General features: G+C 56.6%; 16 protein-coding genes. 9 read left to right on the top strand and 7 right to left on the bottom strand.

Translation table 11 applies throughout. The features are described from left to right. The first annotated feature begins 4 nt into the window (after positions 1 to 4). Positions 5 to 466, top strand: a complete 462-nt coding sequence (locus B472_RS03635; RefSeq protein ID WP_026039214.1) for a histidine phosphatase family protein — start codon at positions 5 to 7, stop codon at positions 464 to 466. 6 nt (positions 467 to 472) lie between these two features. Here B472_RS03635 and B472_RS03630 read toward each other — a convergent pair whose 3' ends face one another. From B472_RS03630 to B472_RS03610, 5 genes are all read right to left on the bottom strand, one after another. Beyond that, positions 473 to 919, bottom strand: coding sequence for a hypothetical protein (locus tag B472_RS03630; RefSeq protein WP_019425393.1), 447 nt, complete (start codon positions 917 to 919; stop codon positions 473 to 475). 105 nt (positions 920 to 1,024) lie between these two features. Next, the gene (gene ppx / locus B472_RS03625) at positions 1,025 to 2,527 is read right to left on the bottom strand and encodes an exopolyphosphatase (protein WP_019425392.1); all 1,503 of its coding nucleotides are present in this window, start codon (positions 2,525 to 2,527) and stop codon (positions 1,025 to 1,027) included. Between the two features lie 103 nt (positions 2,528 to 2,630). Continuing rightward, positions 2,631 to 2,963: a helix-turn-helix transcriptional regulator gene (locus tag B472_RS03620; protein WP_019425391.1), complete on the bottom strand. Its 333-nt coding sequence runs from the start codon at positions 2,961 to 2,963 to the stop codon at positions 2,631 to 2,633. A 23-nt stretch (positions 2,964 to 2,986) separates the two neighbouring features. Continuing rightward, on the bottom strand, positions 2,987 to 4,267 hold the full coding sequence (gene arsJ / locus B472_RS03615; RefSeq protein WP_019425390.1) for an organoarsenical effux MFS transporter ArsJ: 1,281 nt from the start codon (positions 4,265 to 4,267) through the stop codon (positions 2,987 to 2,989). Position 4,268: 1 nt separating this feature from the next. Then, positions 4,269 to 5,312, bottom strand: a complete 1,044-nt coding sequence (locus B472_RS03610; protein WP_019425389.1) for an ArsJ-associated glyceraldehyde-3-phosphate dehydrogenase — start codon at positions 5,310 to 5,312, stop codon at positions 4,269 to 4,271. Positions 5,313 to 5,486: 174 nt separating this feature from the next. On the opposite strand from B472_RS03610, the gene B472_RS03605 reads away from it, so the two are divergent. Next, a complete protein-coding gene (locus B472_RS03605) occupies positions 5,487 to 6,266 on the top strand; it encodes a hypothetical protein (RefSeq protein ID WP_133176064.1) in 780 nt (259 codons plus the stop codon). A 28-nt stretch (positions 6,267 to 6,294) separates the two neighbouring features. On the opposite strand, the gene B472_RS03600 is transcribed toward B472_RS03605, so the two are convergent. Both B472_RS03600 and B472_RS03595 read right to left on the bottom strand, forming a co-directional pair. Continuing rightward, positions 6,295 to 7,344 (bottom strand): hypothetical protein, encoded by a 1,050-nt coding sequence (locus tag B472_RS03600; RefSeq protein WP_019425387.1) that lies wholly within the window; start codon positions 7,342 to 7,344, stop codon positions 6,295 to 6,297. 133 nt (positions 7,345 to 7,477) lie between these two features. Continuing rightward, positions 7,478 to 9,769: a PhoX family phosphatase gene (locus tag B472_RS03595; protein WP_019425386.1), complete on the bottom strand. Its 2,292-nt coding sequence runs from the start codon at positions 9,767 to 9,769 to the stop codon at positions 7,478 to 7,480. 546 nt (positions 9,770 to 10,315) lie between these two features. Here B472_RS03595 and B472_RS16905 point away from each other — a divergent pair. The 7 genes from B472_RS16905 to phoB all read left to right on the top strand — a co-directional run bounded on the left by B472_RS16905 (position 10,316) and on the right by phoB (position 15,809). Beyond that, positions 10,316 to 10,582 carry a hypothetical protein gene (locus tag B472_RS16905; RefSeq protein ID WP_133176062.1) on the top strand — a complete coding sequence of 89 codons (267 nt, stop codon included), beginning with the start codon at positions 10,316 to 10,318 and terminating at the stop codon, positions 10,580 to 10,582. Next, positions 10,576 to 11,598, top strand: coding sequence for a phosphate ABC transporter substrate-binding protein PstS (pstS, locus tag B472_RS03590; protein WP_019425384.1), 1,023 nt, complete (start codon positions 10,576 to 10,578; stop codon positions 11,596 to 11,598). Before B472_RS16905 ends, pstS begins: the two co-directional genes overlap by 7 nt. A gap of 110 nt (positions 11,599 to 11,708) precedes the next feature. Next, positions 11,709 to 12,698 (top strand): phosphate ABC transporter permease subunit PstC, encoded by a 990-nt coding sequence (pstC, locus tag B472_RS03585; protein WP_238147377.1) that lies wholly within the window; start codon positions 11,709 to 11,711, stop codon positions 12,696 to 12,698. A 49-nt stretch (positions 12,699 to 12,747) separates the two neighbouring features. Continuing rightward, positions 12,748 to 13,605 (top strand): phosphate ABC transporter permease PstA, encoded by an 858-nt coding sequence (gene pstA, locus B472_RS03580; protein ID WP_019425382.1) that lies wholly within the window; start codon positions 12,748 to 12,750, stop codon positions 13,603 to 13,605. Between the two features lie 20 nt (positions 13,606 to 13,625). After that, the gene (gene pstB, locus B472_RS03575) at positions 13,626 to 14,405 is read left to right on the top strand and encodes a phosphate ABC transporter ATP-binding protein PstB (RefSeq protein ID WP_026039208.1); all 780 of its coding nucleotides are present in this window, start codon (positions 13,626 to 13,628) and stop codon (positions 14,403 to 14,405) included. Positions 14,406 to 14,418: 13 nt separating this feature from the next. Further along, positions 14,419 to 15,117, top strand: coding sequence for a phosphate signaling complex protein PhoU (phoU, locus tag B472_RS03570; protein WP_019425380.1), 699 nt, complete (start codon positions 14,419 to 14,421; stop codon positions 15,115 to 15,117). Further along, complete coding sequence (gene phoB / locus B472_RS03565) at positions 15,114 to 15,809, top strand: phosphate regulon transcriptional regulator PhoB (RefSeq protein WP_019425379.1); 696 nt, start codon at positions 15,114 to 15,116, stop codon at positions 15,807 to 15,809. Before phoU ends, phoB begins: the two co-directional genes overlap by 4 nt. The last annotated feature ends 5 nt before the right edge of the window (positions 15,810 to 15,814 follow it).

The following is a 15,814-nucleotide window of genomic DNA, read 5'->3' as shown; positions in this document are numbered from 1 at the left end:
TGTCATGGATTTGATCATTTGGCGACATGCCGAAGCCCACGAAGCCGAGTCGGGTGAGGAGGACATGCTCAGGGCCTTGACGCCTCGGGGCCGCAAGCAGGCCGATCGCATGTCGGTTTGGCTGGACGCCCATTTGCCGCAGGGGACTCGGGTTTTGAGCAGCCCAGCCGTCAGGGCCGAGCAAACCGTGCAGGCCTTAAAGCGCAAGTACAAAGTGCGCGATGCTTTGTCACCTGGCGCCACGGTGCAAGATATTTTGGAGACTTCGGGTTGGCCCGATGCCAAGTACCCAGTGTTGTTGGTGGGCCATCAGCCTGCATTGGGCGGTGTTGTGGCGCAATTGCTGGGCATGCCTGAAGAGGCCTGCGCCATTCGAAAAGGGTCGGTGTGGTGGTTGCGACACCGACAACGCGATGGCCAAGGCCAGACCGTGCTGATGTCAGTGACGGGCCCCGAGATGCTCTGAGGCTGATCAGCCCTTGGCGGGTCTGCCGGTTTTGATGGTGGGCACGTTGCCCAGCGCTTTCTTGAAAGGCGCGTCGGTCATGGTGCTCAGTGCTTGAAGGCCTGCACGGATCAACTCGCTCTTTTTCACTTCAACGCCCAATGCCATGGCGCGTTTTTTCATGTCGGCAATTTGCAGCAACTCGGTTTTGGGCAGAGTGAAGCTGTCACGCACCACTTTGACCTTTTTTTCCTTGGCAGGCTTGGCGGGTGTCGTGCTTGTTTTTGGTGCTGCCGTTGGGGCTGGAGGGATGACCGTCTTGTCAACAGGCGCGGCCGATTTGGCTGGGGTCTTGGTCGCAGGCTTGGCCGGTGGCTTGGACGCAGCTTTCACAGCTTTGGGGGCTGCCGCAGCTGGGGTGGTCTTGGTGACAGGGCGCTTTTGAGCGGCCGTGTTCGAGGGGGTTTGTGCCATGGTGTGTATACCTTGAAATTAACGGTGCATACAGTTTATACCGTTAAAAATCAATTGACAAGCACACTGTCGCTCATGTTGGCATGGTCAAGTGTGATCCAGCACTCAGTCCAGATACACCCCAAAGGCCCAGTCTGTTTTTTGCCAAGCCGACTTTTCTTCGCGCAGCAAATGGGCGGATTGAGGCCAAAGCTCTGCCCATTCGGCACCGATGTTCACTTGGGCCGTTCGCCGTGCGGCATTGAACTCAAATTGCAAGCCAGACAAATCCGGGTCGCGCCGAGCGTGGCAAAGAATGACCGCCAAGCGCAAGGCCATCAGTTGTTGCACAAAGCTGAGGTCTTCCAATTCTGAGTCGAGTTTGCGCAATTTGCCGCGGTGCCCCAGCACCAGTTGGCTCAAGCGGTGCAACTCGTCCAAAGTAAAGCCGGGCAGGTCGGTGTTGTCCAAAATATAGGCGCCATGCTTGTGGTAATCGCTGTGCGAAATGCGCATGCCTGTTTCATGCACTTGGCATGCCCAGTGCAGTTTTTTGAACAAGCGCTGGTGATCGCCTTCCATACCGGCAACCGTTGTGGCCAGCAAGGACGACAAAACCATTTGCGCAGTCTTTGAAACGCGATCTGCTTGCAATTTGTCAACGCCAAAACGTTGCGCCAGGGAATCCACCATCGAAGACCGCACATCGTGCGTGCTTTCACGGTCAATCAAGTCGTATAAAGCCCCGTGCCTGAGCGCCCCTTGTGCGGCGTGCATTTCGTTGATTTGCAACAAGTCAAACACCGCTTGCAGGACGGCCAAACCACCACCAATGACGGGTCTGCGGTCCTCCTTGATGCCCTCCAAGCGGAGGTTGTCCATTTTTTGGGCTTTGATCAATCGCTCTTTGAGCCAAGCCAAACCGTCACGTGTGACTTGGCCTTCTGGCCATCCCGCGGCGCTCAGTATGTCCGTTACCGCGCCCACCGTACCCGATGAACCGTAGCAGCGGTCCCATTGGTCCTTGCTGAACAATATTTGGGCTTCGTCCAAAACCGCTTTGGCTGCGATTTCGGCGGCCTTGAAGCTGGATGCGGTCCACAAGCCATCCGGAAAGTACTTCATGGACCAAGCCACACTGCCCACCCGGTAAGACTCCATCGTGCTGGCGGTTTCCTGCTGGCCCAAAATCATCTCGGTTGAACGGCCACCAATGTCCACCACCAATCGACGTTCAGCAGATTGCGGCAAGAGGTGTGAAACGCCCAAATAAATCAAGCGCGCCTCTTCGCGGCCGGCAATGACTTCAATCGGGAAACCCAAAATCTGTTTGGCCTTGGCCAAAAACACATCCCGGTTGCGGGCTTCGCGCAAGGTTTGTGTGGCCACGGCACGTACCTGGCTGGGTTTGAAGCCCGCAATGCGCTCACCAAAGCGGGCCAAGCATTCCCAACCGCGCTCCATGGCTTCCAACGTCAAGTTCCGGTCGGCATCCAGACCGTTGCCTTGGCGCACGGTTTCTTTGATGTATTCCACACGGCGCAGTTGGCCAAGGTCCATTTGCCCAATTTCCAAGCGAAAACTGTTGGAACCCAAGTCAATGGCAGCGTAAAGGGATCGGGTTTGCATGGGCGGCGATGTGGGTGGGCAGTGAAGGTGCAGATTATGTGACGGAAGAATGAAAGTTGGATGAAGAGCCAGACAAAGTTTCCTTTGTGCTCGGCTTTCATCTTCAGCAGCGGGCTGGTTCGCAAGCCAAATTGAGCATATCGCCACAAGGCACGCCTTGGCAGCAGTGGGCGGTCAAAAAGTCCATCAGGCTTTGCATGGCGCTCAGGTCGGCGCGGTAGCGCAAAAAGCGGCCTTCGCGTTGCACGCTGACCAAGGCGGCGTGGTGCAATTCTTTGAGGTGAAACGACAGTGTGTTGGCCGGAATGTCGAGCGCTGCAGACAGTTGCCCGGGCTGAACGCCCTCGGGCCCCGCGCCCACAATGGCGCGAAACACTTTGAGGCGCGAGCTTTGCGCCAACGCCGCCAAGGCCTTGACGGCCACGTCCTCGTCCATGACGCTGAATAAAGATACCGGGTTCATGGTGCCACCTTTTCTGCAGCGCTGTGTGTCAGCAGGCCCATGGGCAAGCGCAGCGTGGCCAGCCAGCACGCCGCCAGCATCAGGGCCGAGCCCAGCAGCGCGTACAACAAGCCGCCCCATTGGTAAAGCAAGCCCGACAACAAGGTGCCCATGAAGCGGCCCAGCGCATTGGCCGCGTAATAAAAGCCCACGTCTTCGGCCGCTTTTTCAGAGCCGGCATAGGCCAGCACCAAATAGCTGTGCACCGACGAATTGATGGCAAAAGCAAAGCCAAACAAACTCAGCCCCCCCACCACCCACCATTCCAGTTGCGGCGCTTGCAGCCACACGGCTGCCGCAATGCCCAGCGGAATGACCGCCAGCACGGCCGACCACCAACGCGCTGCAGGCACCTCATGGCTCAGTCCATCGGCGCTGCGCCGCACGATCTGTGGCGCCAGCGCCTGCACCAAGCCATAGCCAATCGTCCAGGCCGCCAAAAAGCCGCCCACCATGGTGAAGGTCCAGCCCACCGAATACAAGAACACCGGCACGCCCACCACAAACCACACATCACGCGCCCCAAACAAAGCCACGCGCGCGGCGGCCAAAGCGTTGATGCCCGGGTTTTTGGCAAACAACTCTTTGGCCGAGCCAGAAGGCTTGCTCTTGCCCATCATGGGCGGCAAGCTGGTCACCACACCCAGCAGCACCAAGGCGAGCAGGCCGGCCATGGCCCACAGCGAGCCCTGAAAACCCAGCGTCTCGAGCAGCAAACCACCCAAAAAAAATCCAAAGCCCTTCATGGCGTTTTTGCTGCCGGTGAACCAGGCCACCCACTTGAAGAGTTGGCCGTTGCCCGTGTCTTTGGCTTGCGCCTGGGTGATCTTGATGGCCGACTTGCTGGCGGTCTTGGTCAAGTCTTTGGCCACACCGCAAATGCCTTGCGCCAGCACCACCCAGGCCACCGACATGGCCGCTGTCCAGTCCGGTTGCAAGGCCGAGAGCAAACCAAAGCCGATGATTTGTGTGACCAAGCCCACCGTGAGCATGCGGGCAATGCCAAAGCGCGTTGCCAACCAGCCGCCGATCAGGTTGGCCAGCACGCCCGCACCTTCGTAGAGCAAGAACAAAAAGGCCAGCGTGAACGGGGAGTAACCCAGCTTGTAAAAGTGCAGCAGCACCAACATGCGCAAAGCGCCGTCGGTCAGGGTGAAGCCCCAATAGGCGGCGGTCACGATGCCGTAGTTCCGCTCTGCGGCGGTGACGATGCCGTCATGGCGTTCAGCCGCGTTCATCTCAGATGCCCACCTCGTTCATGTGGCAGGCCAAATCGACCATGCGGCAGGCGTAGCCCATTTCGTTGTCGTACCAGGCGTAGATCTTGAGCAGCGTGCCGTCGGTGACCATGGTGGACAGCGCGTCCACGATGGCGCTGCGTGTGTCGCGGGCGTAGTCCACGCTCACCAAGGGGCGTTCCTCGTAACCCAAAATGCCCGCCAGTGGGCCGCGTGCGGCTTCGGCAAACAAGGCATTGACTTCTTCGGCGCTGGTTTCGCGTTTCATCTCGAACACGCAGTCGGTGAGCGACGCATTGAGCACTGGGGCACGCACCGCGTGGCCGTTGAGCTTGCCTTTGAGCTCGGGGTAAATCAGGGCAATCGCCGTGGCGCTGCCGGTGGTGGTGGGGGCCAGGCTCACCATGGCGCTGCGGGCGCGGCGCAGGTCTTTGTGTGGCGCGTCCACCACCAAGTTGGTGTTGGTTGGGTCGTGGATGGTGGTGATTTGGCCATGCTTGATGCCAATGGCTTCGTGCACGACTTTGACCACCGGAGCCAGGCAGTTGGTGGTGCAGGATGCGGCCGTGACGATGCGGTCTCTGGCCGGGTTGTAGAGCGTGTGGTTGATGCCCACCACGATGTTCAGCACATCGCCCAACTTGATGGGCGCTGCCACGATGACGCGTTTGGCACCCCGGGCCAAGTGGCCTTGGATGGTTTCGGGCGTCAAAAACTTGCCGGTGCACTCCAGCACCACATCCACGCCCAGGTCGCCCCAAGGGATGTCGGCCGGGTTGGCGTGAGAAGAAAATGAGAGTGTGCGCTCACCTATTCGGATCTGGCTGTCTCCCTCTGCCTCGATGCGCTCTCGCCATTTGCCTTGTACGCTGTCAAAGGCCAGCAAATGCGCGGTGGCCGCTGCGCCGCCCTTGAGTTCGTTCAGGTGCACCACCTCCAGACGGTTGCCTGCGCGCGGGTCGTCCAGTTGGCGCTCGGCTGCGCCCATGGCCGCACGCAAGGCCAAACGGCCAATGCGGCCCATACCGTTGATTCCGACTTTCATGGCGATTCCGTTTCTTTGATTCGATGAATATGGAATTGTGGGGTGTCAATGTGTCATTTGAATGACAAAAACGAACTGATGGGTCAAAGCCCAAGATGATGCATTGCATGACCTTTGTCGTGAAGCTGTCAAACACTTGCAGAACAATGGCTTGACGGTGTTGAAAGGGCTTTCATGTTCTCAATGGTTGGCGGCGTTCGGTGTGTGGGTCTGTTCGGTGTGTCTCACACACTGAGCCTTTGCGCAGCAGGGTGGGTTTTGGGGGCTATCGGTTCGGCCCAAGCGCAGACCGATGGCCCTTTGGGAGGGTGGCAGCTGAGCGCTGGATGGCAGGATTACAGCGAACCGCAAATGAACTTGAAAGGCCCTGAGTTGGGCTTGCACTGGCAAAGCCGGCGTTTGGGCGCCTACACCTTGGAGGCCGATGCGCATGTTGGCTTGCAAACTTACAACAGCGTTCCGTCGGGGCGTTTGGATTCGGTGCTGAACGTCGACACCCGCTGGCGAGCGCTCAGAGCATCCACATCCCAACCTCAGTGGCAGGTCGGCTTGGCTTTGCACAGTCATGCTAATTTTTTGCGTGGCACCACCAGCCTGGGTTTTGGTGGCTATGACCGCCTGTCAACCCAAGTGTGGTTGCCCGTGCGTTGGCAATCGCTTGGTGATCAGCGTTGGACAGTCGACGCAGGCTGGCTCTTGTGGGGAGAGCATGTGTCACGCTTGTCACAAGTGAATACCAGTTTGCAAGATGTGACCAATACCCAGCGCAAGGGTGCTTACTTTCAAATCAGTCAGAAGCTCCAAACCCGTCGAGGTGAACTCGAACCCTATGCACGCTGGACTTGGGTGGACGACTCGGATGTCCATTGGGTGAGTTTGGTTGGGGTGGACAGAGGCACTTACGAGCCACGAAACAACAGGCTGAACTTGGGTGTGAAGTGGCAATTTCGTTAATGGTCAGTGCCACATTCAGGCTGTTGAATCAATCTGCAGGGGCCAACACCACTTCGATCGCATACTGAGTGGGTAAGGGGCCGGTTTGCTGGAACCACAGCGTCATGGCACCTTCACCCAGTTGCGACTTGGGCACATTGGCCAACACATTGCGCCCCAAATCACTGGGTCCCATGTGGCCGTAAACCAGCATGCGCGACACATCGATGCCCGCGTCAAACACCTTGTTGCGTTGCAATGCATAAAAGGCGATCGCATCTTCCGACACGTACTGCACCAGTTTGACCGACAGCACCTTTTGACCCTTGGGAATGTTCCAAGTGACATAGTCTGCATCTCCGCGCACCACAACGCCATGGATCAAATAGGTCTGCAAGCCCGTCGTCAAAACACTGGGTTGCAATGGGTTGCCTGACGCCTCGTGGGCGACCAGTGTCGGGCTTTTCAAGTCAAAAGCTTGGGCGCCAGACGCGTTGCCGGCCAAGTCCAATTGACGCAACCAGATGCGGCTCAGGTTGTTGCCCAAAATGCCCAGCGCGCTGCATTGACCAGGAGCCCATGAGCGTTGCTCATCTAGCGAATACTCCCAGCGCGCACCGGGTTCTATACCCGAGAGTCTCAAGCTGTTGGTGAACCCTTCGGTTTGGCCGGCAACGCCCAAAGCAGCGGGTGGTGTCGTGTCTAAAACACAGTTGACGCGCACGATCTCAGACTTGTTGCCGGCATCGTCCCGTGCGCGGACCCAAATGACTTTGGCGCCGTCTCCTGTCACAGCGAAAGAAGCGCCAGATCCGCGCGTCCAACTGCTGCCTTGGTCCAGCGAAAATTCCCAATCGATGCCTGCGCTTTCAACACCCCACCTGCCGTTGCTTGTGACGCCATCGGTTACGTCAAGGCCCGTGTCGTTGAAAGACAAAACAGGCGTTTTAAGTACGACCGCACCGTCAGCAGGTGGTGTCTGTGCGCCAGGGACTGTGGTGGCATCAGGCCCTGACCCTGAACCGCCGCAGGCCACCAAAAAAAATGCGACAACGAGCACCGAGAATGACCGCGTTAAAAATGCTTGAGACGAAAACATGTGAACTGCAGATGGGAAAAAAGAAAAACCCCCACGAGGAATCATCCAAGTGAGGGTGGGTTTGTCCTTCTGTAGCAGTCAGGTGGCTAACGCGAGGCAACAGCCCTCGCCGTCAATCCACCTGTCCACTCGATTACAGACCGATCTTGCCGCCGTCGTCTTTGGTGATGACGATGGTGGCCGAACGAGCACGGGAGCCTGCACCGTAAACACCACCCACGCCGTTGCTGGCGTTGGTGGGCCAGACGCCCTTGCTGACGTCGTTGTAGGCTGTGGCTTCTTCAGCGGGGTGCTGAATGCCGACAAAAATCGCTTTGCCATCAGCCGTCTCGGTGATGCCCGTGACTTCTGCGCCCTTGGGGCCGACCAAGAAGCGGCGCAAGCGTGACTCGCCCAAGATGCCGCCCACGAAGGTGTTTTGGGTCATGGTCGTGGCAACGTTGGCCACGGTCATGGTGTTGCTGACGGTGAAGGCACCGCCATCGCCCACAGTGCCCGGTACAGCGGCCACCAACATGCAGTTGGTTTCGTCGGTGAAAGCGCCATCGTCGGTCTGGATCCAGCAAATGCCGGTGGACTTGCTGAACCACAGACCGTCTGGTGAGGAGAAAGAGTTGGCTGCAGTCAGGCCAGAAATATTGACGTTGGCTGCAGCCGCATCTTCTTCAGCGCCAAACAAGAAAATGTCCCAGGTGAAGGTGGTGGCTTCTGCCATGTTGTTGGTTTCTTTGAAACGGATGATGTGGCCGTTGGGATTGCCGTCACGACCCAGTCCGTCGTTGTCTTTGTAAGCGCGGGGGTTGGCAGCATCGGTCTTTGCAGGCGTTCTGTTGGATGCATTGTTGTTGGTCAATGCAAAGTAGATCTCGCCGTTGGCGTGGTTGACCGCGCCCCACTCTGGTCGGTCCATTTTGGTGGCGCCTGCGGCGTCAGCGGCAACCCGTGTGTGCACCAACACTTCGGCTTGGCTGGTGAAGCCGAAAGATGCAGCCTTGATCAAAGGGTTGTTGATGCTCAGCTCCAACCACTCACCTTTGCCCGTGGCGTCGAATTTGGCAACGTACAACTTGCCTTCGCAGAGGTATTTGTCGCCAGCTGCAATGCCGCCGCCGATGTCGGCTGCGTCCCAGGTCTTGGTGCTGACAAATTTGTAGATGTATTCGTTGCGGGAATCGCAGCCCATGTAGAAGGCCAAGGGTTTGCCGATCACAGGGACACCGCAAACGGCGGCCTCGTGGGCAAAGCGGCCCATGGACATGCGTTTTGCAGGCACCGAGCTTGGATTGGCCGGGTCGATTTCAACGTTGTAGCCAAAGGTTTGTGGCTCGTTGCGGAAGTCAGCCGCCGCACTGGCACCCGATGCGGACACGTTCCAACGCGCAAACCTGGAGGTGGGGTCTGCGTCGGTCACCGTGTGCCAGCCTTGCGTGCGCGAGGTGGTGGCCGTGGCGGAAGTGGCGGTGGTCTGAACACCATAGCGTGCGCGCGAGGCGATCAACTTGGCGTCAGTGGGCACCGTAGAGCCCGCTGGCATGGTGAAGTAGGTGGCCCAGTTTTCTTCACAAGTGATCAAGGTGCCCCAAGGGGTGATGCCGGTGCCGCAGTTGTTCAGCGTGCCCCGGGTTGTGGCGCCCGTGGGGTCAAACTTGGTGACCATCATGGCCTTCAAGTTCGCCAGCTCAGCAGCAGGGCCCGTGACATTCATGGGTGTCTCAGGTGTGATTCTGCGGTTCAAGGACGATGTCGCGTTATAGCCAGTGGGCTTGCCGCTCGCGTCCAAGTTCACTTCCACCAGCGTGACGCCGTGCGACAGAATTTCTTTGATGGATTCAGACGCGGGACGAACACCCAAAGGCCAGCTGCCGAACTGGTCGAATTTTTTACCGATGGCAGCGCCAGAGGTTTGGCCTGTCGGATGCAGCAAGTGCGCTTCTGCCGAGCTTTCATTGTTGACGGCCAGCACGGCTTTGTCGCCGGATGCGTAGCTGTAGCTGCCTTTGGATTTGCCGTTGGAGCCGATGTAGAAAATCTCAGTGCCGTCATGCTGGTCACCCACGCGGTTGGCCCAGCTTTCAGCGTCGTCGGTGCCTGCATTGGAGTAGGCCGCAACGCCTGTTTTGATGGTGTCGCCAGTGGCATGCAGGACTTTGGCGGTGTAGCCTGCGGGAACCCATACTTGGTCGGCAATGCTCTTGGCAACCGGCGTGAACTTCAGCAAGGTGCTGCTGGCCAAAGCGGGCAATGTATTGCTTGCTGCGGAGGAGCCGCCGCAACCGGGCAACATGGGCAAAGCAAACATGGAGGCCAGGCCCAAGCCGCCGCGCAAAATAGAACGGCGTGAAGGGCTGCTCAGTGCATTGTCAAGCACTTCTTGGAAGTGCTCATTGTTGGATGTGTTGTCAATGGGGTCGAATGAGTGAGACATGAAAAGTTGCTCCGAGTTAAGGATCTTTCAATTTACAGAGCGGTTGTTTCATTTGTGTGACGATTAAAAGGGCTGAATAAATAATCTTGGCATTGCGCTTTCTGCAACAACACGGGCAGAGGTTTATTCTTTTGAAATAAGTTGCGTTTCATGGACGTACTTTCTTCATCCATCCAGCGGATAAAGCTGTTGTATCCGTGCAGCCGCGCACGTCTTCTCGCCACCCCATGTGGTTCTGATGGGACGCTGATGCCCAGCTGGGCCATCTGACCGGGAGCAGGTCGTCGGTGGCTTTCAATGGTTTTTACATAAAACCCCATGCCGCGACACGCGCTCGTTTTCCATCTGGAACATTCAGGGCCCAAAGGTCTTTGATTCAGATGATCAGCTTGAGCAATGGATGAAAGTCTTGCCCCAAGCCCAGTTCAACGACAGTCACGCTGGCAAAGAACGAGGCGACCGCAGTGACCACAAGGGGCCTGATCCACCCTGGGTCTCTGGCCTGGGTGCCTGGCGGCGATATGCTGATCACATAGCGAGAAAGCCATGAGTTTTTTGACCTTGGGGCAAACGGGGCTGCGAAGCATGCGCCCCAAAGCCATAAGCTCTGGTTTTGATGCAAAGCAGCTCAGTGCAAGGCTAAAAAGTTCAGTTTTTGGCCAGCAGGCCCTTCGAGTACCCGTTATTTGCCATTTAAATCAAGGTTTTTTGACACAAACTTGTCACAATTGGCGGCTAAAGTCAGGTCAATCAACAGCAAACAGGCTGTTGATAAGAATTCTTTTGAACCTGAAACAGGAGCTGAAATGCTGAAATTTAAATCCCTCGTGGCCGCCATCGGTCTGAGCGCTGTGGCAGCCACCACATGGGCTGCCGACATCACCGGCGCTGGCGCTACATTCCCTTTCCCTATCTACGCCAAGTGGGCTGAAGCCTACAAAAAAGAAACTGGCGTGGGCTTGAACTATCAGTCGATTGGCTCTTCCGGCGGTATCCGTCAGATCCGCGCCAAGACGGTGGCTTTTGGTGCCACAGACGCGCCTGTCAGCGGTGCTGACCTGGACAAAGACGGCATGGTGCAGTTCCCCGCCATCATCGGCGGCACAGTTCCAATCTTTAACCTGGACGGTTTTGGTAAGGGCGACTTGCGCGTGACCGGTCCTGTGTTGGCCGAAATGTTCATGGGCAAGATCAGCAAATGGAACGACCCCAAGTTGGCCGCTTTGAACCCAGGCAAGCGTTTGCCTGACACCACCATCACCGTGGTGCACCGCGCTGACGGTTCTGGCACCACCTTCAACTGGACCGATTACCTGTCTACCGTCAGCAAAGAGTGGTTGGACACCGTGGGCAAGGGCGCTGCGGTCAAGTGGCCAGCCCCTACATCCGTGGGTGGCAAGGGCAACGAGGGTGTTGCAGCCAACGTGTCCCGCACCAAAGGCTCTATCGGTTATGTGGAATACGCTTACGCCAAGAAAAACAACATTGCTGTGATGGCTCTGCAAAATAAGGCCGGCAACTACGTGATGCCTGACGACGAGACGTTTGCTGCTGCGGCTGCTGGTGCCGACTGGTTCAGCGTTCCTGGCATGGGTCTGTCCATCGTGGATCAGCCTGGTGCCAAGTCTTACCCTGTCACCACAGCTTCTTTCATTTTGATGTACAAGACGCCCGCTGACAAAGCACAGTCTGCAGAAGTGTTGAAGTTCTTTGACTGGGCCTTCAAAAATGGCAAGCAAATGGCTCTGGAACTCGAGTACGTGCCACTGCCTGATTCTTTGACCAATCAGATCCGTCAACGTGTTTGGAACCAGGTCAACACCAAGTGATGATTTGCAGGGTTGTTTGAACTGACCCTTGACCACCGACATTCTTCACGACTGTCGGTGGTTTGTTTTTCAAATCAGGTTCAATTTTTTGTATGTCTGCCGATAAGACCATGAACACCACACAATCATCGACTGCATCCGAAGCGCACAGTGCCAACATGGTCGTTGTTGCCAAGCGTCAACGTTTGCAAGACGTTGTTTTTCACCGGACCACCCAGTCGTTTTCTTTGCTGGTGTTGATCGCCTTGGTGGGCATCATCGTTTCTCTTTTTGTCAACGCTTGGCCGACATTTGCCAAGTTTGGTGCCCATTTTTTGTTCTACGTGGAGTGGGACATCATCAACCAAGAATTTGGTGCCGCGATATCGATCGTCGGCACTGTGTTGAGCGCTGGTTTGGCCATGCTGATTGCGGTGCCCCTGGCTTTTGGTATTGCTGTTTTCTTGACAGAAACTTGCCCGGTCTGGTTGCGTCGCCCATTGGGCACGGCCATTGAGTTGTTGGCGGCTGTGCCGTCGATCATTTACGGCATGTTCGGCTTGTTTGTGTTCGCGCCGGTGTATGCCGACTATTTGCAGGTGCCTTTGCAGTCGGTGTTGGGCGGCATGCCCATGGTGGGCTGGTTGTTTGGTGGTGCCACCAACGGCCTGGGCATTTTGGCGGCCGGCATCATTTTGTCTTTCATGGTGCTGCCCTTTGTGGCCGCCGTGATGCGCGATGTGTTTGAAATCACCCCCCCCATCTTGCGTGAGTCGGCTTATGGTTTGGGTTGCACCACATGGGAAGTGGTGCGCAAGGTGGTGTTGCCCTACACCCAAACCGGTGTGATTGGCGGCATCATGTTGGGCTTGGGCCGTGCTTTGGGCGAGACCATGGCCGTGACGTTTGTGATTGGCAACGCCAACCGCATGCCCACCTCCTTGTTTTCTCCGGGCACTTCGATCGCCTCGGTGTTGGCCAACGAATTTGGCGAGGCTGAGGGCTTGCACTTCAACACACTCTTCGCTTTGGGCTTCCTCTTGTTTTGCATCACTTTCGTGGTCTTGGCCATGGCCAAGTGGCTGATCATCCGCACCGAAAAAGCCAAAGGCAACCGATGACCCGCGACTTTTGCCAGGACCTTCAAACTTCATTGAATCGAGCCACACCATGCTGATGGAATCTTCCCCCCTTTACCGCAGCCGCAAGCGCACCAATTTGATTGGTTTGACCTTGTCCATGATCGCCATGAGCTTGGGGCTGGTGGCTTTGTTGTGGATTTTGTTTGTGCTGTTTTCCAATGGACTGGCAGCACTTGAATTGACTTTGTTCACCAACGATACGCCAGCGCCCGGCTCTGAAGGCGGTGGTTTACGCAACGCCATTGTGGGCAGCTTGATGATCGTGGGCTTGGCAGTCGCCGTGTCCACACCCATTGGCATTTTGGCGGGCATCTACCTGACCGAATACGGCGACACCAGCAAAACGGCTGAATTCACCCGCTTTGTGACCGACATCATGCTGTCTGCTCCGTCCATTGTGTTGGGTTTGTTTGTTTATGCGATTGCGGTGGCCACCGTGGGTAATTTTTCGGGCTATGCCGGCAGTTTGGCCCTGTCATTGATCGCGATCCCGGTGGTCATGCGCACCACCGAGAACATGCTGCGTTTGGTGCCCGGCAGCTTGCGCGAGGCGGCCTTTGCTTTGGGTGCGCCGCGTTGGAAGGTTTCCACCATGGTGACCTTGCGTGCAGCCAAAAGCGGTGTGATCACCGGCTTGTTGTTGGCCTTGGCCCGCATCAGCGGAGAGACAGCACCTTTGTTGTTCACGGCCCTCAACAACCAGTTTTACAGCACCAACATGGGCGCGCCCATGGCCAACTTACCGGTGGTGATCTTCCAATTCGCCATGAGCCCCTATGAAAACTGGATTCAGTTGGCTTGGGGGGGCGCATTGCTCATCACCCTGACCGTGCTGGCCCTGAACATCTTGGCCCGCGTTTTCTTCCGCGAAAAAGTCAAAGTTTGATCGAAAGACAAGGTTTCAACATGCCCAACACCACGCAAACACCTCTTAAGAACGCGATTGAAATTCGCAATCTGAGTTTTTTCTACGGCACCTTCAAGGGCCTGAAAGACGTCAATCTCAACATCGCCGAGAACAAAGTGACCGCCTTCATCGGTCCTTCGGGTTGCGGCAAGTCAACCCTGTTACGCACGCTCAACCGCATGTACAGCTTGTACCCAGGCCAGCGTGCAGAGGGTGAAATCAACCTGTATGGCACCAACATCTTGGACAAAAAACAAGACTTGAACCTGTTGCGTGCGCAAGTTGGCATGGTGTTCCAAAAGCCCACGCCGTTCCCCATGTCCATTTACGACAACATCGCGTTCGGCGTTCGTCTGTATGAAAACCTGAGCCGCTCTGATATGGACGACCGTGTGGAGTGGGCTTTGTCCAAGGCTGCCATCTGGAACGAAGTCAAAGACAAACTCAGCCAAAGCGGTTTGTCTTTGTCCGGTGGCCAGCAACAGCGTCTGTGCATTGCACGTTCTGTCGCGGTCAAGCCCAAAGTCATTTTGCTGGACGAGCCCACCTCGGCGCTGGACCCGATTTCGACCGCCAAAGTTGAAGAGTTGGTGAGCGAGTTGAAGAAAGACTACACCGTGGCCATCGTGACCCACAACATGCAGCAGGCGGCGCGGGTGTCTGACTTCACCGCTTACATGTATTTGGGTGAGTTGGTGGAGTTTGGTGTGACCGAACAGATTTTCATGAAGCCCGTCAAGCAAGAAACCGAAGACTACATCACTGGCCGATTCGGCTGATCAGGAGAGACACATGGACAAGCACATTTCTAGCCAATTCGACGCCGAGCTCACAAGCGTCTCCTCTCGCGTTCTGGAACTCGGCGGTTTGGTCGAGTCACAGACGCGGCATGCGGTTTACGCCTTGGCGCAGTTCAGCTCTGAAGTGGCCGACCAAGTGGTGGCCACCGAAAAGCAAGTCAATTCATTAGAGGTTGAAATCGATGCTGAATTGGCATCTATCATTGCCCGCCGTCAACCGACAGCGCGCGATCTCAGGTTGCTGATGGCCATCTCCAAGATCACCGGCAATCTGGAGCGTGCGGGTGACGAGGCAGAGCGCATTGCCCGCATGGTCAAGTTGATTTTGGAGCAAGGCAGCCCGCGCAATCTACCGGCTTCTGAACTGCGCGTTGCGGCAGACTTGGCCACCGGTTTGCTGCGCAAAGCCCTGGACGCTTTTGCCCGTTTGGATGTGTCCACAGCCCTGGTCATTTTGAAAGAAGACGATTTGATCGATGCCGAGTTCAACGGCTTTATGCGCAAATTGGTCACTTACATGATGGAAGACCCACGCACCATTTCGGCCAGCCTGGATTTGTTGTTTGTGGCCAAAGCCATTGAGCGCATCGGTGACCATGCCAAAAACATTGCCGAGTTCGTGATCTATGTCGTCAAGGGCGCTGATGTTCGCCACACGGCCCTGACAGAAATTGAAAAAGCGGTTCAATGAGAACACTACCCCGCATCCTGATCGTTGAGGACGAGCCCGCCATTGCGGAGCTGATTGCCGTCAACTTGAAGCACAACGGTTTCCAGCCCATTTGGGCGATAGATGCTGAAACTGCACAACGTGAGTTGAACGAAATTTTGCCCGATGTCATCTTGCTGGACTGGATGTTGCCGGGCGAAAGTGGTCTGACTTTGGCGCGTCGGTGGCGCGCTTCGGCGCGGACCAAAGCCGTGCCCATTTTGATGCTGACCGCCCGTGGTGACGAGGCCGACCGTGTGGCGGGACTGGATGCGGGCGCTGATGACTACATCGTCAAACCCTTTTCGCCGCGCGAATTGTTGGCTCGCATTCGGGCAGTTTTGCGTCGCCGTGTGCCAGAGGCAACCGGTGGCTTGGTGAAAATGGGCGACTTGCAGTTGGACGCTGACACCCACCGTGTCAGTCTCGCGGATAAGCCCTTGAAGATTGGGCCAACCGAGTTCAAGCTTTTGCACTTTTTCATGCACCATCCGGAGCGTGTACACAGCCGTGGTGCTTTGCTCGATAAAGTTTGGGGTGACCATGTGTACATCGAAGAACGTACGGTGGATGTCCACGTCAAACGTTTGCGTGAGTCGTTGAGCGATGCTGGCAGCATGATTGAAACTGTGCGAGGCGCTGGTTACCGCTTCACCCCAAATCCCTCCGTTTGAATTCG

Origin of the sequence: Limnohabitans sp. Rim28 (assembly GCF_000293865.2) — a bacterium.
GTDB lineage: Bacteria > Pseudomonadota > Gammaproteobacteria > Burkholderiales > Burkholderiaceae_C > Limnohabitans_A.
The sequence above is the reverse complement of the archived record's forward strand: the minus strand, read 5'-3'. Positions and strand labels throughout refer to the sequence as shown.

Bases quoted from the DNA above. Each gene is read 5' to 3' on its own strand.
- B472_RS03635 (WP_026039214.1), top strand. From the start codon at position 5: ATGGATTTGATCATTTGGCGACATGCCGAAGCCCACGAAGCCGAGTCG.
- B472_RS03630 (WP_019425393.1), bottom strand. From the start codon at position 919: ATGGCACAAACCCCCTCGAACACGGCCGCTCAAAAGCGCCCTGTCACC.
- ppx (WP_019425392.1), bottom strand. From the start codon at position 2,527: ATGCAAACCCGATCCCTTTACGCTGCCATTGACTTGGGTTCCAACAGT.
- B472_RS03620 (WP_019425391.1), bottom strand. From the start codon at position 2,963: ATGGACGAGGACGTGGCCGTCAAGGCCTTGGCGGCGTTGGCGCAAAGC.
- arsJ (WP_019425390.1), bottom strand. From the start codon at position 4,267: ATGAACGCGGCTGAACGCCATGACGGCATCGTCACCGCCGCAGAGCGG.
- B472_RS03610 (WP_019425389.1), bottom strand. From the start codon at position 5,312: ATGAAAGTCGGAATCAACGGTATGGGCCGCATTGGCCGTTTGGCCTTG.
- B472_RS03605 (WP_133176064.1), top strand. From the start codon at position 5,487: ATGTTCTCAATGGTTGGCGGCGTTCGGTGTGTGGGTCTGTTCGGTGTG.
- B472_RS03600 (WP_019425387.1), bottom strand. From the start codon at position 7,344: ATGTTTTCGTCTCAAGCATTTTTAACGCGGTCATTCTCGGTGCTCGTT.
- B472_RS03595 (WP_019425386.1), bottom strand. From the start codon at position 9,769: ATGTCTCACTCATTCGACCCCATTGACAACACATCCAACAATGAGCAC.
- B472_RS16905 (WP_133176062.1), top strand. From the start codon at position 10,316: ATGAGTTTTTTGACCTTGGGGCAAACGGGGCTGCGAAGCATGCGCCCC.
- pstS (WP_019425384.1), top strand. From the start codon at position 10,576: ATGCTGAAATTTAAATCCCTCGTGGCCGCCATCGGTCTGAGCGCTGTG.
- pstC (WP_238147377.1), top strand. From the start codon at position 11,709: ATGAACACCACACAATCATCGACTGCATCCGAAGCGCACAGTGCCAAC.
- pstA (WP_019425382.1), top strand. From the start codon at position 12,748: ATGCTGATGGAATCTTCCCCCCTTTACCGCAGCCGCAAGCGCACCAAT.
- pstB (WP_026039208.1), top strand. From the start codon at position 13,626: ATGCCCAACACCACGCAAACACCTCTTAAGAACGCGATTGAAATTCGC.
- phoU (WP_019425380.1), top strand. From the start codon at position 14,419: ATGGACAAGCACATTTCTAGCCAATTCGACGCCGAGCTCACAAGCGTC.
- phoB (WP_019425379.1), top strand. From the start codon at position 15,114: ATGAGAACACTACCCCGCATCCTGATCGTTGAGGACGAGCCCGCCATT.